The following is a 14,830-nucleotide window of genomic DNA, read 5'->3' as shown; positions in this document are numbered from 1 at the left end:
TAGCAACACCTTTACCCCGGCTTGGACAGCTCTAATCCTTATCCGACTGCTCCATCTTCCCGTTTTTCTTTTTCAACCTTCCCTCAACGTACTTTCCTATCATCCAAAACAGGATGATTGCCACAGCCACAATGACAGTCTTAATCGGGTTTTCCGCAAATGATGTCAGGCTGTCCCCTACAAAAGCTATCGAGAAAATCATCAGTGCCTTCCCTAAGAAAACAGCGAGCGCAAATTGCTGCAGACTGATTTTCGATAGCCCAGCGACGACGTTGATGATAGCCGATGGGGAAAATGGGAAGCATAACAAAATGAATAGCGGACCAAAACCATGACGATCCAGCCATTCTGTTATTCTCTTTACTTGCTTGTTATGACGCAGCCAATTGATCATGCGTGTGTGGCGGTACCTTCGGATCAGCCAAAAGACCGTGATTGCCCCAAGTGACGTACCCACCCATGAATAAAGGAAACCCCATAGTAGGCCATAAGCCACTGTATTCGTAAGTACGAATACAACAAGCGGCAGAAACGGCAGGAAAGCTTCCAAGTAAGGAAGCAATATGCCGGGTATAGGACCCAGATTTTCATATCGATCAAGCAGGGACTTAACGTAATCGTCCCATGTTCCATTGCGGAACATTTCCAGCAAATCGTTCCATCCAAAACCTAAGACCATCTAACCATTCTCCTATTCCCAGCTAAAACATCTTTTTACCATTTTAAACAAAAAAGCCCGAGCCTGCAAAGTCCGACAGGATTATCCCTTCTTTTCCTGCATTTGGTTAGTGATTTATAAATTACCTGTTCTATCCTGTTTTCACTTCGCATAGCAATAGGGTATAATGGAACATACGTTCGTATTAGGAGGAAAGGCATATGCGTTGTCTTAGTGAGTCGGAATATAAGCTGGGATCCCGGTTCCTGTTTCTATCCATGGCCATTGTTGTCCTGCAGCAGGATATCCGAATTGTGGAAGAAGGAAAGCACAAGATAAAAGCGTATCTTTTGCATCACTTACAAGCAATGGAAAAAGCCGCACTGGAGGAGCGTCGCCAGCTTCGCCACCAGCTACGCCGGCGCAACATGCAGATTGTGACCGCAGAGAAAAACGACGCGTTCACTACCTTTTTGTTCATCACGAAGGAATGTGAGGAGAAGCGCAACTATTTCAACCCGGCTATACGGAAGAAAGTCGAGGCTATCCTGATGGAGCTCACACAAAAGGCTCCGCAATCTGATCCCCGCCATACTTCCACAAATGCCTGATCCGCTTATCCAGCAGGAAACGGTATTGCGCAGTACGCTGCACCTGATTCATCATCGATCCATACGACACGTCCAAGGTAAGTGTGTCGCCATTTTTGAAGGTAAGGTTTGTGCACTGATGGGCTGCGGCTTCAATCCGCTTGATGTGGGAATGTGAAATCCAGGAGCATGTATGGGCAAGAGGAGAAGATGTAGGAAAGAAGTACATACCGCTGACGGGGTCGATGGATATCGGAGCTTTATGCGTGATGCCGCAGATTTCCTTCACCCCAGCTTGTCTGCCTTTCAAGCTGCTGCCATAGAACTTGCAGGCCAAATCGATGAATTTGCTTGGGGAAGTGCGGAAAGTGGAGCTGTTTTCTGTCTCGAGCACCTCGCAGCCGGGCTGTCCGTTTTCGAGGAGCTTCGGCAGTATTGCCATTGTAAGGGGAGTAAGTTCAGCCACAGTCGGGCTTTGTTCTATTTGCTGCATCTAAACAATCCTTTCTGATTACAGGAAAAGAAGGTTGTCTCTACAATAGCAAAATCGGGACAGAAATACAGGAGAATTTTATTTTCTTAATGGAATCCTTACAAAAACAGATAGAGATATAAAATCTCTACCTGTTTTCTTCATAGTCTTCAACTGCTTCAATGCGATCCTGAATGGAAGGATGAGTGGAACGCAGCCATTCAAAAACCGGCCAAGGATCTGGATCGCTTTTGGAAATCTCCTGCATATTCTCAAACATGCGGATGCCTGCTTCTGTATCAGGTGCATACTCCAGCGCATAAGCATCCGCCTGACGCTCCATCTCACGTGATACATAGAGGGAAACGGGCGAACTTGCAAACTGCAGGAAGCTCAAAATCAAGAGAAATAGCGGCACAGCCCGCAGCTGATATGCATTTATTTGCTTTTTGGCTAAAAACTTATCTGAAACCCTTTTGGTCACCCAGAGGAGAAAGAAGCCAAGTACGAGAAAACCAGCTGTCCCCCAATACATATGGTGCAGCACATAATGACCGATTTCGTGGGCGACGATGAACAGCACCTCATCTTCTGCCAAACCATCAATCGTCGTATCATACAGTACGACCCGGGCACTGCCGAACAAACCGTTCACATATGCATTATATGTTATCGTCTTGGCGCTCTTATCGACCTCCAGGAGTGTCGCATCGGGAATACCGGCAGCATCGGTCAACTGCTCTATATCCGTTCGTAATGCACCTGCAGGAAGGTCATGGAAATCTTCATAGAGCGGGTCGATCCACAGTGGCTGTACATAGACGACGAAAATCGCACTAGGGACGAGCAAGATCCACAACACGATCCACCAGTTTTTATGGAATCTTTTCATCAGGAGCTGCGATACAAAGACTACTACCGTGACGGCCAAATAAAAGAAAAACAGGCTCAGCAAGTATTCCCCTGCCCAATCTCCAATTGGCTGGACACTGATTTGTGCTTGCCGGGCATTCCAAAATCCTGCCAAACGGAATGGCAGCTGCACAAGACCATACAATCCAACTAAAAGGAGCATGAATACTGCTGTTGCGAACAATCTAGGCAGCCGCTGTTCCGTGGAAGCAGCGATTTCCTGCAGCTTGCCGTTCTTCCACACTGCAAAAAGGAAAACAGGCAATAACGGCAGCCGAGAAAAATAAACTGCATGGCCGATACTGGCATATGTACTGACATCTTGATTTAAATTCGGATAGACGAACGGAAAAAACATCCAGATTGCCAAGAGATAGACGGCATAAGCAAACAATACTTTTTTCATCCGATTCCTCCTGTAAAAAAAAGAGACGGCCCCGCTGGTCGTCTCTTACATAATCAATACATAAGATCAATGAAATCGTCTTTGTCGATCTTACCTAGATAGTGGCTCACATTCACATCCGTCAGTGCCTGTTGGATGGACTCGCGTTCATAACGGACACCTTTTAGTTTTTCCTCGAGCTCACCAACTTCGCCGACACCGAAATAATCGCCGAAAATACGGATTTGTTCGATGATGCCGTTTTTCACATTCAAGCGGATATCGACATTGCCCGATGGGAATTTATGTGTCTGCTGAATATTGAAGCTTGGCGATTTGCCGTAGTTCCATTCCCATTTTTGATAGCGCTCTTCACTGATTTTGTGAATTGCTTTCCAATCCTCTTCAGTCAGCTTGTAACGCGGTACATCTTTCGTATCCTCGACATCGAAGATATAACGAAGCAGGATTTCTTTGAATTCGTCCATAGGAATCTTGTTATCCATGAACTCAGAGATATTCGCTACCCGGCTACGGATGGATTTGATCCCTTTGGATTCGATTTTCTCTTTCTTCACCTTCAAGGCAGAAACAACATGCTCGATTTCCGAATCGTACATCAAGGTACCATGGCTGAACATCAGCCCGCGTGTGGAGAATTGTGCATTCCCCGAAATTTTTCGTTCGCCGACCAGTAAATCATTGCGTCCCTTCAATTCGGCAGGCACGCCCAGCTTATTCAACGCATCCGTCACAGGCTTTGTGAATTTCGCAAAATCCTGGAAGCTATTGCCGTCATCCTGTGTGATGAAGCTGAAATTCAAGTTCCCCAAATCATGGTATACAGCTCCTCCGCCAGAAAGACGGCGCACGACCTTGATACCATTATCATCCACGTACTTCGTATTGATTTCTTCGATTGTATTCTGATTACGGCCGATGATGATGGACGGTTCATTGATATAGAAAAGCAGGTATGTATCGTCCTTGCCGAAGTTTTTCAACACATATTCCTCAATCGCAAGGTTGATCCTTGGATCTGTGATTCCTTCATTATCGATAAAACGCAAAATAAAGACCCCCAGTGTCAGTCAAAAATTGTTTATCCTAGTAATATTCTACCGAATCATAAGCCTATTATCAATCCAGACAAAATGGGAAGGTGTCACCCTTCCCATTTCAATCCTTCATATGCCAGCTTCACTTCACCGCTGAATATGTTGCTTGCTTCCTCCAGCAGCTGCCGATGTTCGCCGAAATGCGGCAGATGACTCAGGAATAGAGTCTTCACACCTGCCTGTTCCGCAATACCGCCAACCTGCAGGCTGTTCATATGACCTGCGGCTTCCCCGTCCTGATGCTGATAAAAATTACAATCGGTAATGAGCAGATCCGCATCTTTGCTGAATTCCACCCATTCCTCCAAATAACTAGAGTCGGCTGTATAAACGATATCCGATACACCATCCGATATCCGCATGCCGTAGCAAGGTACGGGATGCTTCGTTTTCATGAACGTAATGGCAAAGGGACCGATGCTCAAAATTTCATCCGGCTTATAGGCAATCGCTTCAGTGAATTTATGGTTCAAGTTCTTGAAGCCTGCTTCGTCCTCTTCATGACCATATATCGGCAGTACATCCTCTGTTCCTTTCAAGCTGTTCTGTACTTGCCAAACATGCTGCAATGCCCCGATGTCCGCAATATGGTCAGGATGATAATGGCTGATGACAACTGCATCCAATCCCTTCGGATCAACGATAGCTTGCATTCGGGATAGTGCACCGCTTCCGCAATCCAAAAGCAGGGAATAACCATCCTTCTCTACTAAATAACAAGAGCTGGCACTCTCCCTGCCAGGGTATGCTCCCCAAAATCCTATCACTGTCAATTTCATATTCTCTGCACCTCTCCTTCTACTGATACCATTACCGAATTCCCTTGATATTAACCCTCATTTGTCAGGAGTTCTCCCTTTAGGGGCTGGTCTACATTATACTTATATGACATAATATAACAAAAACAGAAAAAGCGCATATGGGGGGATATTTGGTGAGACCGGAATTGACGCGAATGACAAAAGCAGATGATTTCTTGGATTATTATTGGCTTAAGAATGAGCTCGTCCATTTCTGCCAGGAAAACGGACTGCCTGCCTCTGGTTCCAAAATGGAAATCACCGCCAGGATCGAAAGCTTCTTGCGGGATGGTATCATTGAAAAACCGGAACAAAAAAAATCACGCAAAAGAAAAAAGACTGCCGAACCACTCAGTCGTGCCACCATCATCACAGAAAATCATCGTTGCAGCCAGAATGTGCGTGAATTCTTCAAAAAGGAAATCGGCGAACATTTTCATTTTTCGACTTACATACAAAACTATTTCCGGGAAAACGTCGGGAAAACATATGAAGATGCCATCATAGCATGGCATGAAGAAGAAGCCCGCAAGAAAGATGCTTATAAAAAGGACATCGCTCCCCAATTCGAGTATAACCGTTTCATTCGTGAATTTTTCGCAAATCCTAAAAACAAAGGAAAAACACGCGCTGAAGCGATCGAAGCTTGGAATGAGAAAAAAAGCAGGCCTTATTCCCATAGTTCCTGACAGCATCACCCTGGTCAGGATTGATGTTTGAATGATGATATTTCACCCTGTGAAGTTATGCTAAGCCATAAGTAAGCTAACCGAAGAAGATGGCGAAAGTTGATTTATGGCAGCTTCGATATGTTCAAAACTGGAAATGATACTTACTCAAAAAACAGTTACGACGTAATGCTTCGGCAACTTTCCGAAGGCTGTCGAGATTAGCATGCATAATAACAAAAAAAGCTTCTCTCTCAGGAGAAGCTTTTTTCACGCAAGTAAGCAAGTACGTTCTGGACGGCTTGTTCACCGCTGTCGATACAGTCTGGAATACCGATTCCATCGTAAGAACCACCGGCAAGGAATACACCTGGAAGGTGGATGGCCATATTGGCGCGTACGTCGGCAACGCGCTTCAGATGACCGACAACGTATTGCGGCATCGCTTTTTTCCAGCGGCTGACAACGGAAAACAGCGGCTTGCTTTTAATTTTCATGATTTTGTTCAAATCTTTCAAGGCGATTTGGACGATTTCCTCATCCGATAAGTCCACCACACCGCTGTCATCGGGTCTGCCAACGTAGCAGCGGAGCATGACTTTGCCTTCAGGAGTAGTATCTTCCCACTTTTTATGCGTCCACGTACAAGCCGTAATCCGATATTTACTGTTACGGGAGATGACGAAGCCTGTGCCATCGATATCCTTCTTGATTGCCGAAGCATCAAATGTCATCGCTACCGTAGCAACGGAGGTAGCCTTCATTTCTTTCAACTGTTCCATGAAATCATACTGACTCAGCATGCGCTGGACAGCAAAGAAAGGAGATGCAAGCACCGCGGCGTCCGCTCGGAATACCTCTCCGTTGCCGAGCAGCAAGTGATAATGATCTGCTTTGCGCTCGATATGATCTACACTTGTTTCCAGCTGGACAGTGCCTGGATCTAGCTTCGCTTCCAAACCCTCCACCAGGGACTCAAGCCCATTCTTCAGGGAAAGGAATGCGCCTGGGGGCTTCACACCTTTTTTCTGTTTCGGAGGCTTTGGCATCGTTGCCTGCAGTCCTTTGATGACACTTCCATATTGCTGTTCTACCTCATAGAACTTAGGATAGGTAGCCATCAGACTCAGTTCATCGATATCCCCCGCATATACACCCGATAGCAGTGGCTCGAGCACATTCTCTACCAGCTCATCGCCAAAGCGGCGGCGGAAAAACAATCCCATGGATTGATCCTGTGCTTCTTTTCCTTTCGGCAGCATCGGTTCGACACTGATTCGCGCTTTTGCCTTCGTAGAGAGCAGCCGTGATTGATAGAATGGTTTTAATTCTGTCGGCACACCCATGAAAGCTCGTTTCGGCATTTTATGCAGCTTCTTACCCGCCAGGATATAAGATTGCCCCGTATTATTCCGGACCAGATCTTTCTCCATGCCGATATCGTAAATCAAGCGCGATGCTGATTCCTTTCGTGCCAAAAAGGAATCCGGACCACGTTCAATCATGAACCCATCTTTTTTCAACGTCTCGATCTTCCCGCCAAGGTGGCTGGAAGCCTCAAACAGCTTGACCTCATAGTCCAGACGATAAGCGCGGATTTGCTTCTGCAGGTAGTAAGCGGTCGTCAGACCGGCAATGCCGCCTCCGACGATCGCTATCTGTTTTTTTTCAGCCATGGCGCTCAACTCGTGCCCGCTGATCCAATACCACCTTCGCCAATGTATCGATGAATTGCTGGTCTGTATTCGGCATTGCCGGACGATAGTATTTTGCACCTAATTCGTCACACACGACCTTACATTCGTAGTCATTATCGTATAGTACTTCCAAATGATCCGCGATGAATCCAACTGGAGCATACACGAATGAACGGTAGCCTTTTTTCTCGTAGAGCTCGCGAGTTAGATCCTGCACATCCGGTCCAAGCCACGGATCAGGTGTATTTCCTTCACTCTGCCAGCCAAGCTCCACATTCTTGATGCCAGTCTGCTCCTGGATCAACTCAGCCGTACGCCTCAATTGATCAGGGTATGGATCGCCATGCTGAAGGATTTTCTCCGGAAGGCTGTGAGCAGAAACAATCAGTGCGGCCTTGGCACGCTCTTCCTCGTCCATGCCACTGAAAATTTCAGAAATCTTATCTGACCAATGTTTGATGAAGCCTGGCTCATCGTACCAGCTCTCCACAGAAGTGATCTGAAGGTTGCCAGCTTCTGCCGCAGCTTTTTGTGCACGCTCGTTATAGGATTTAACACTGAATGTGCTGTAATGTGGAGCCAATACAATGGAAATCGCTTCTGTGATGCCATCTTTCGCCATTTCCGCAACACCGTCTTCGATCCAAGGCTCGATATGTTTCAGGCCAAGGTAAGCTTTGAATTCGATAGCATCCTGCGCGTTGTTCAAAGCTGTTTCAAGTGCATCAGCTTGTTCCTGCGTGATACGGGCAAGCGGGGAAATACCGCCGATCGCTTTATAACGGCTTGTCAGATCTTCCAGCATTTCCGGTGTCGGTTTATGTCCATGCCGGATATCTGTATAGTAACGCTCGATATCTTCTTCTTTATAAGGCGTGCCATACGCCATTACGAGTAAACCAACTTTTTTCTTTGTCATGTCTTACACCTCGGGTTAAAGTATAGAATTTTGTTTTGCGGAATACGAATGGATGAAGGTAGTCAGCTTCTTCAGCACACTTGGCTGTATTTCCGGCGTCACGCCGTGGCCAAGGTTGAATACATGCGGACCAGCCTCTCGGCCTTGATCCAGGATCGCTTTTGCCCGCTCCTCCAGCACCTTCCAATCGCTTGTCAGGAATGCTGGGTCGAGATTGCCTTGAAGTGTCTTCGTAATGCCCTTCTCTCTTGCTTCCCTGATGGATAGTCTCCAGTCAAGACCTATGACATTCACCGGCAGATCGTTCCATTCCAATATCAGATGGCTCGCTCCTACACCGAATAGGATAAGCGGGACATTTGTTTCACGCAATTCACTGAAAATGCGCTCCATTGTCGGTTTGATATACATACGGTAATCCGCAGCATTCAAAGCCCCTACCCAGGAATCAAAAATCTGGATGGCAGACGCACCTGCCTTCACTTGTGCTTTCGCATAAGTGATGGACACCTCCGCCAATTTATCCATCAAGGCGAACCATGCAGCAGGGTCACTATACATAAGCGTTTTCGTCTTATGATAGTTTTTTGACGGTCCTCCTTCGACCATGTAGCTTGCCAATGTAAACGGAGCCCCGGAAAAACCGATCAACGGCACTTCCAGCTGCTCTTCTGTCAGGAGCTTGATCGTATCCAGTATGTAAGGGATGTCCCGTTCAGGATTCAAGGTGCCAAGTTTCTCCACATCTTGAATGCTGCGGATCGGATTGGCAATCACCGGACCGATGCCTGACTTGATATCGACATCCACGCCAATGCCAGGCAGTGGCGTCATAATATCCTTATATAAAATTGCCGCATCGACATCATACTGTTCGACCGGCAGTTTTGTGACATAAGCTGCCAGCTCGGGCTGATGCGTGATTTCAAACAAGGAATACTTCTCTTTCAGCTCGCGGTACTCTTTCTGCGACCTTCCTGCTTGACGCATGTACCATACTGGTGTGTAATCCGTTGCTTCTCCCCGGAATGCACGCAGTATTGTATCGTTTTTGATCTTAGACATATTTGTTCTCCTTCGTCTACTCGTTATCCGTTTCCAACTATACGAAATTTCATGTACGTTTGCATCCATTTGACTCATAAAAACGCTATTTTTTGATGATTTGTGTCAGACTCGTGAAATTTATCAGAATCCGAAACCAGAAAGGACCGTATGGTTGGATTCCGCCCCGCTTTCATCCGTCAGCGGATTGAATGGAACCACATAGTAGGAAGTATCTTTCAGCAGATTGACTTTATCTACTGTAAAGGATCCCTTACCTTGTACTTCCCCTATTTTCTCAGCACCATCGTCGGTTTCTTTGTAAATGTGATAGATGATCCGCTTGTCATCGCTCGCTGTCCACGTCAAGTCGGCATTGACGATTCTCAGACCTCCGAAACCATAGGAAATCGATGCATCCGTGATCGTCGGTAATTCGACCGGACCGCCGATATCCTCTGCATTTTCCGGCTTTTCGAAGCTCGTGGACATTGTCCGATATTGGGAAACTTGGCGCAAAATCGATTTCGTCAGAGCAGTAGGCATCGAACTGCCGCTCTCCAGATAGTTTTCATCGTTTGTTTTGTCATACCCCATCCAGCTTACCGCGACATATTCAGGCGTGTAACCGGCAAACCAAGCATCCTTATCTGCACCATCCACTTTCGGGTGCTGCGTCGTACCTGTCTTCCCAGCCAGTGCCCCATAATAAGTACCAGCCGTTCCGGTACCGCCGGTGATGACACCTTGCAGCATACGCGTCATATCCCAGGCCGTCTGTTCGGAGAATACATCTTCTGTTTGCGGTTCTGCTTTGAAGGCCGCTTCCCCGTTTCTGTCATAGATCGCGTTGATGGACTGGGATTCGATCCACTGTCCTTCATGGGCGAATGTCCGGAAGCCTTCCGCTATCTGCAGCGGTGTCAAGCCTTCCTCCAAGCCGCCAAGGGCGATAGACAGACCTTTATCCGGCAAATCGATATGCATCTTTTCCAAGTAAGACTTGCTGGTTTTGATGCCGATCTGATCAAGCAGCCAAACAGCCGTCGTATTCTTGGATTCCTGCAGGGCTTCATACATCGTGATATCGCCCTCATACTGATCATCGTGGTTGGAAACCGTGTAGTCATCGTCGTAAGTCTTTTTCTCATCCGGCAGCTCACTGTAAGCATTATAATCTCCTGTATCCAACGCTGGTCCATAGACTGCGAGAGGCTTCATGACCGATCCTGGCTGTCTCTGCACGGTCACACGGTTAATGTCGCCGTATTGGAACTCACGTGCTCCGACAGCTGCGACAATCTTACCGGAATTTTGGTCAAGCATGACAAAGGCGCCTTCAATGCCATCTGTCGAGCCGTCAAAATACGTATCGTCCTGCATTGTCTTATAAGCTGTACGCTGAATATCTTCATCCACATTCACGACAATCCGGTAACCGCCCGTACGCAAGTCTTCCAAAGATAAATCATATTTCTCCTGCGCTTCATCCGCCACCAAATCAATATAGCTCTCAATCCAAGGCCGTTCTTTCTCTTCTTCAGGCTCTGTCACGCCGAGGTCTTCTGCTTGGGCAGCTTCTTTTTCTTCCGTTGTGATGTAACCCTGCTCCTCCATCTCATCAAGCACCAAATTGCGTCTTTCCTTCGCTAAATCAGGATTATTATTCGGTGAGTACGTATTAGGCGCTTTGGACAAGGCTCCCAGCATCGCACTCTCCGAAAGAGTCAAGTCACTGGCGCTTTTATTGAAATAATAATTGGCAGCTGACTCGATTCCATAAAGACCGTGCGCAAAATAGATTTCATTCAGATAATACTCCAGAATCTGCTTCTTCGTGTAATGTCTCTCCAAGTAGATAGCCGCCATAGCTTCTTTAGCCTTACGAGTAAACGTCTTATCATTTTTGAAGAAAAGGTTCTTCGCTGTCTGCTGTGTGATCGTACTTCCGCCTTCCACCTTGCTCATCGCGATGATATCGCGGTACAAGGCTCTGGCGGTCGCACGGATATCGATACCATGATGCTTGTAGAACCTGGCATCTTCTATGGAAACAAAAGCATTTTTCACATGTTCGGAAATCTCATCGAATTTGACAGGCTCCCGGTTTTCTTCATAGAATTCCGCAATGACTTCCCCATCCTGGTTCTCTACTGTTGAAGCGGCCTTCAACGTCAGATCATCTTTATCAATAACGAGTCTTCCCCCGAAAAATAACAGGATATAGGCAGCAGTAATGCCCGCCAATATGATACCAGCTCCAAGAAGATATAGAGTCTTCCGCCGCATCCGTTTATGCTGCTTATGTTCTGATCGTTTCATAACGTTCCTTCACCTCTTACGTATCCCCATGATCGTTCTATAACCTTTATTATACGACAAAAAATGCCATTTACCCATCTTTCCTATCGAATGGGGTCCTAGCTTGCATTACGCATTGTGAAATTGCTACACTGACTCTAACATACTGCCAGGAGGTTGAATACGAATGATGGTACATTTCACCAATGGTACGACAGAATTCCTTCGCCAGCTGAAGGAAAAAGAACAAGCCAAGATTTGGGTGTTCGAAGGCGCCGAGGGTGCTCTTGCCTATACCGAGGAACCAAACGCTGCAAGATTCACTACACCGCGTACATATGAGCGTGTAACAGGTACCGGAGACATCCCCGATGAAGGATATATCGCGATCAACAACATCCCCGTCACAGATGAAGGGCGTCCGATATTTGAGGATGTATTCAAAAAGAGAGCCGGCAAAATCGATCAAACACCTGGGTTTAAAGCACTCCGAGTGCTCAGACCGCGATCAGGCAACACGTATCTTGTACTGACGGCTTGGGAAGACAAACAGCACTTTGAAGATTGGAAGGCATCCGAATCGTTCCAGCATGCCCATAAAAAAGATGCCGGACAGCCGAAGCGTCCGCCATTCAGTGCCGGCCCCGCATATGTCACCACTTATTTTATCGACAATGAAGCATAACAAAAGCCTGTCCATATAGTTGGACAGGCTTTTGTTATTCAATATGATCGAGCTTTTTCCCGTCTCCCAAGCTTATGCTGCATCCATTTGTAAAATAAAATCCAAATCAGCAGAAAAACCATTCCATAAGCATACCCAGCGAGCACATCCGTCAAGTAATGCACCCGTAGTACATACCGGCTGAAGCCAACCAGCAAGACGATCAGTGCTGCCAGGAAAGCAGCGGTATATCGCTGGCTGTTTTTCAGATAATGCCACAGGAAATAAAGGATGATGCCATATGTGATGAAAGACACCATGGAATGGCCTGATGGGAAACTGAAACCTTCGCCATCAACCAATGCCAGAATAGACGGGCGTTGCCTTTCCACAATTCTTTTAATGACAAAATTGAATTGATAGCCTAAAGCGGTAGCGGTAAATACAATACCTGCCCCGATTAAATCCCTTTTTTTCAAACCCAAGAAAAGACCGAATAAAAAAGCAAGGATAGATAAAACGGTACTGGAACCAAACTCCGTGATCCAGCGGGAGACATCGAACCAAATTGTTCCCTGCAAGGATTGAGCAAACGGCGCTGTCCACTGGTCCAGCAGCGGATCTGGATGAAACGCGACATCGATCGTGAACGCAGCAGCTATGATAATTGAAATCGTAAAGAGCAGGATATACCTTTTTTTGTGTGGAAGATCCATATCGTCACCTCTGATCGATTGTACTACGGTGTTGGTTTAGAAAACAAATGCATGGGGAATATATTCTACAGATAGCCAATCAGAAAGGATGATAAACATGGCAGACAATGTGAGAAAAATCAAGGAGAACTCCCAATTACAGGAACTTATCGATGGCTTGAACGTAGACTTGGCGAATGAATATGCCGCATCCATCATGTATACCACATACAGCTCAGCAGTTTCCGGCCTTTACCGTGCATTTTTGAAACCATTCTTCGAGGATGAGATCACGGATGAAATCGGACACGCAAAATATTTGGCAGATAAGATCGTCACCCTCGGTGGTACGCCTACTACTGTTCCGGCAGAAGTACCCTATCACACAGATGTAACAAAAATGCTGACGGAAGCCCGTGATTCGGAACAGGATACAATCGAACGTTATGAGAAACGCAAACAGCAGGCTGAGGATCTTAACATGACGGAGCTTGTTACCAAGCTGGAAGATCTGATTGCCGACGAAACGAACCACCGCGACGAACTGAACCGGCTTTTGAAGGACTCTCATCTGTCCTGATATACCAAACCCGTAACCAATTGGTTATGGGTTTTCTCATGCATTTTCTGAATAAATCAATAATTATTGATAATAAATGTGCTATACTGGTCTTATTTCATACAAATGAAGGAGGCTGGTGCAGCATGCTAGCGGATTTATTCAGCAAAATGGATGAGCTTTATGAGGATATGGTTGCCACAAGAAGATACCTTCATCAGCATCCAGAACTATCCTTTAAAGAAGAAAAGACAGCTGCCTATATCGCGAATACATACGAGGAGCTTGGCATCCCCTATGAAAAGAATGTCGGAGGAAATGGTGTAGTTGCCACCCTGAAAGGCGGTAAGCCCGGTAAAAAAATCGCTCTTCGGGCAGATTTCGATGCTTTGCCGATTCAGGAAGAAAACGATGTCCCTTATAAATCGACAGTACCAAATGTCATGCATGCGTGCGGTCACGATGGACATACAGCTACATTGCTAGGTATTGCCAAAGCAGCAAGATCCTTACAAGATCAAATACCAGGCACACTGGTATTCGTTCACCAGCACGCAGAAGAATATGCACCAGGCGGAGCGAAACCAATCATTGAGACTGGTATCCTGGATGATGTAGATGCCGTCTTTGGAACACATCTATGGTCGGACACGCCGCTTGGCACTATCGAGACGGCGGATAAAGAATTCATGGCCGGAGCAGATCGCTTTGAAATCGAGATCATCGGCAAAGGCGGACATGGTGCCCAACCGCATCAGACCAAAGATGCCGTCTTGATTGGTTCTCAAGTCGTAACAGCACTCCAGCAAATTATCAGCCGCCGCTTGGATCCACTGCATACAGCTGTCATCACTGTCGGTACATTCGAAGCAGGAGCCGCCTTTAACGTCATTGCCGACTCCGCCAAGCTGACTGGTACCGTCCGCACTTTCGACACTGCTGTACAGGAACAGATCAAAATGGAAATAGAAAATGTGCTGAAGGGTATTACAACAGCTAACGGCGCAAGCTATACGTATGAATATATCGAAGGATACCCGCCTGTCATCAACCACCCTGCCGAAGCTCAGTTGGTTCTGGATGCTTCTAAAGAAGTGGCAGAGGTGCAAGAAGCCAATAAGGTGCTGCCAACCATGACTGGCGAGGATTTCTCTTATTATTTGCACGACAAACCAGGTGCATTCTTCTTCACAGGAGCTAAGAAAGAAGATCATTATTACCCGCACCACCATCCGAAATTCGATTTCGACGAACGAGCGATGGTCATCGCTGCTAAAACCTTGCTCAGCACTTGTCTTGCATACCAATAAACAAAAAGGATCAGCGTGACGTTCACGCTGATCCTTTC

The 14,830-nt window shown here is 46.5% G+C and carries 15 protein-coding genes; 5 read left to right on the top strand and 10 right to left on the bottom strand.

Features of this window, described 5'->3' with window-relative positions; all coding sequences use genetic code 11:
* Positions 1 to 31: 31 nt before the first annotated feature.
* Positions 32 to 679: a TVP38/TMEM64 family protein gene (locus BLQ53_RS08510; protein WP_093726887.1), complete on the bottom strand. Its 648-nt coding sequence runs from the start codon at positions 677 to 679 to the stop codon at positions 32 to 34.
* A gap of 200 nt (positions 680 to 879) precedes the next feature.
* On the opposite strand from BLQ53_RS08510, the gene BLQ53_RS08505 reads away from it, so the two are divergent.
* Entirely contained in the window at positions 880 to 1,269 is a 390-nt protein-coding gene (locus tag BLQ53_RS08505) for a YhjD family protein (RefSeq protein WP_093726886.1), read from the top strand.
* On the opposite strand, the gene BLQ53_RS08500 is transcribed toward BLQ53_RS08505, so the two are convergent.
* The 4 genes from BLQ53_RS08500 to BLQ53_RS08485 all read right to left on the bottom strand — a co-directional run bounded on the left by BLQ53_RS08500 (position 1,217) and on the right by BLQ53_RS08485 (position 4,914).
* Complete coding sequence (locus BLQ53_RS08500) at positions 1,217 to 1,741, bottom strand: competence protein ComK (RefSeq protein WP_093726885.1); 525 nt, start codon at positions 1,739 to 1,741, stop codon at positions 1,217 to 1,219. The genes BLQ53_RS08505 and BLQ53_RS08500 overlap by 53 nt on opposite strands.
* A 127-nt stretch (positions 1,742 to 1,868) precedes the next feature.
* Positions 1,869 to 3,038, bottom strand: coding sequence for a M48 family metalloprotease (locus BLQ53_RS08495; RefSeq protein WP_093726884.1), 1,170 nt, complete (start codon positions 3,036 to 3,038; stop codon positions 1,869 to 1,871).
* A gap of 53 nt (positions 3,039 to 3,091) precedes the next feature.
* Positions 3,092 to 4,087: a lipoate--protein ligase gene (lplA, locus tag BLQ53_RS08490; protein ID WP_093726883.1), complete on the bottom strand. Its 996-nt coding sequence runs from the start codon at positions 4,085 to 4,087 to the stop codon at positions 3,092 to 3,094.
* Between the two features lie 95 nt (positions 4,088 to 4,182).
* Entirely contained in the window at positions 4,183 to 4,914 is a 732-nt protein-coding gene (locus BLQ53_RS08485) for an MBL fold metallo-hydrolase (RefSeq protein WP_093726882.1), read from the bottom strand.
* A 155-nt stretch (positions 4,915 to 5,069) separates the two neighbouring features.
* On the opposite strand from BLQ53_RS08485, the gene BLQ53_RS08480 reads away from it, so the two are divergent.
* The gene (locus BLQ53_RS08480) at positions 5,070 to 5,624 is read left to right on the top strand and encodes a DUF6434 domain-containing protein (protein WP_093726881.1); all 555 of its coding nucleotides are present in this window, start codon (positions 5,070 to 5,072) and stop codon (positions 5,622 to 5,624) included.
* Positions 5,625 to 5,857: 233 nt separating this feature from the next.
* On the opposite strand, the gene hemY is transcribed toward BLQ53_RS08480, so the two are convergent.
* The 4 genes from hemY to BLQ53_RS08460 form a co-directional block, all read right to left on the bottom strand.
* Positions 5,858 to 7,279, bottom strand: coding sequence for a protoporphyrinogen oxidase (gene hemY, locus BLQ53_RS08475; RefSeq protein WP_093726880.1), 1,422 nt, complete (start codon positions 7,277 to 7,279; stop codon positions 5,858 to 5,860).
* Positions 7,272 to 8,219 carry a ferrochelatase gene (gene hemH / locus BLQ53_RS08470; RefSeq protein ID WP_093726879.1) on the bottom strand — a complete coding sequence of 316 codons (948 nt, stop codon included), beginning with the start codon at positions 8,217 to 8,219 and terminating at the stop codon, positions 7,272 to 7,274. Before hemH ends, hemY begins: the two co-directional genes overlap by 8 nt.
* Positions 8,220 to 8,234: 15 nt before the next feature.
* On the bottom strand, positions 8,235 to 9,284 hold the full coding sequence (gene hemE / locus BLQ53_RS08465) for a uroporphyrinogen decarboxylase (protein WP_093726878.1): 1,050 nt from the start codon (positions 9,282 to 9,284) through the stop codon (positions 8,235 to 8,237).
* 123 nt (positions 9,285 to 9,407) lie between these two features.
* A complete protein-coding gene (locus BLQ53_RS08460; protein ID WP_093726877.1) occupies positions 9,408 to 11,585 on the bottom strand; it encodes a transglycosylase domain-containing protein in 2,178 nt (725 codons plus the stop codon).
* Between the two features lie 166 nt (positions 11,586 to 11,751).
* On the opposite strand from BLQ53_RS08460, the gene BLQ53_RS19305 reads away from it, so the two are divergent.
* A complete protein-coding gene (locus tag BLQ53_RS19305) occupies positions 11,752 to 12,249 on the top strand; it encodes an antibiotic biosynthesis monooxygenase family protein (RefSeq protein ID WP_093726876.1) in 498 nt (165 codons plus the stop codon).
* A 38-nt stretch (positions 12,250 to 12,287) separates the two neighbouring features.
* Here BLQ53_RS19305 and BLQ53_RS08450 read toward each other — a convergent pair whose 3' ends face one another.
* Positions 12,288 to 12,944: a phosphatase PAP2 family protein gene (locus BLQ53_RS08450; RefSeq protein WP_093726875.1), complete on the bottom strand. Its 657-nt coding sequence runs from the start codon at positions 12,942 to 12,944 to the stop codon at positions 12,288 to 12,290.
* A 97-nt stretch (positions 12,945 to 13,041) separates the two neighbouring features.
* On the opposite strand from BLQ53_RS08450, the gene BLQ53_RS08445 reads away from it, so the two are divergent.
* Both BLQ53_RS08445 and BLQ53_RS08440 read left to right on the top strand, forming a co-directional pair.
* Entirely contained in the window at positions 13,042 to 13,503 is a 462-nt protein-coding gene (locus BLQ53_RS08445; RefSeq protein WP_093726874.1) for a ferritin-like domain-containing protein, read from the top strand.
* A gap of 125 nt (positions 13,504 to 13,628) precedes the next feature.
* Entirely contained in the window at positions 13,629 to 14,792 is a 1,164-nt protein-coding gene (locus BLQ53_RS08440; protein ID WP_093726873.1) for a M20 family metallopeptidase, read from the top strand.
* Positions 14,793 to 14,830 lie beyond the last annotated feature (38 nt).

Origin of the sequence: Terribacillus halophilus, from assembly GCF_900101385.1 — a bacterium.
Lineage (GTDB): Bacteria > Bacillota > Bacilli > Bacillales > Amphibacillaceae > Terribacillus > Terribacillus halophilus.
The sequence above is the reverse complement of the archived record's forward strand: the minus strand, read 5'-3'. Positions and strand labels throughout refer to the sequence as shown.

What these genes read in the sequence shown, in the direction of transcription:
- BLQ53_RS08510 (WP_093726887.1), bottom strand. Translation starts at nt 679, where the DNA reads ATGGTCTTAGGTTTTGGATGGAACGATTTGCTGGAAATGTTCCGCAAT.
- BLQ53_RS08505 (WP_093726886.1), top strand. Translation starts at nt 880, where the DNA reads ATGCGTTGTCTTAGTGAGTCGGAATATAAGCTGGGATCCCGGTTCCTG.
- BLQ53_RS08500 (WP_093726885.1), bottom strand. Translation starts at nt 1,741, where the DNA reads ATGCAGCAAATAGAACAAAGCCCGACTGTGGCTGAACTTACTCCCCTT.
- BLQ53_RS08495 (WP_093726884.1), bottom strand. Translation starts at nt 3,038, where the DNA reads ATGAAAAAAGTATTGTTTGCTTATGCCGTCTATCTCTTGGCAATCTGG.
- BLQ53_RS08485 (WP_093726882.1), bottom strand. Translation starts at nt 4,914, where the DNA reads ATGAAATTGACAGTGATAGGATTTTGGGGAGCATACCCTGGCAGGGAG.
- hemY (WP_093726880.1), bottom strand. Translation starts at nt 7,279, where the DNA reads ATGGCTGAAAAAAAACAGATAGCGATCGTCGGAGGCGGCATTGCCGGT.
- hemH (WP_093726879.1), bottom strand. Translation starts at nt 8,219, where the DNA reads ATGACAAAGAAAAAAGTTGGTTTACTCGTAATGGCGTATGGCACGCCT.
- hemE (WP_093726878.1), bottom strand. Translation starts at nt 9,284, where the DNA reads ATGTCTAAGATCAAAAACGATACAATACTGCGTGCATTCCGGGGAGAA.
- BLQ53_RS08460 (WP_093726877.1), bottom strand. Translation starts at nt 11,585, where the DNA reads ATGAAACGATCAGAACATAAGCAGCATAAACGGATGCGGCGGAAGACT.
- BLQ53_RS19305 (WP_093726876.1), top strand. Translation starts at nt 11,752, where the DNA reads ATGATGGTACATTTCACCAATGGTACGACAGAATTCCTTCGCCAGCTG.
- BLQ53_RS08450 (WP_093726875.1), bottom strand. Translation starts at nt 12,944, where the DNA reads ATGGATCTTCCACACAAAAAAAGGTATATCCTGCTCTTTACGATTTCA.
- BLQ53_RS08445 (WP_093726874.1), top strand. Translation starts at nt 13,042, where the DNA reads ATGGCAGACAATGTGAGAAAAATCAAGGAGAACTCCCAATTACAGGAA.
- BLQ53_RS08440 (WP_093726873.1), top strand. Translation starts at nt 13,629, where the DNA reads ATGCTAGCGGATTTATTCAGCAAAATGGATGAGCTTTATGAGGATATG.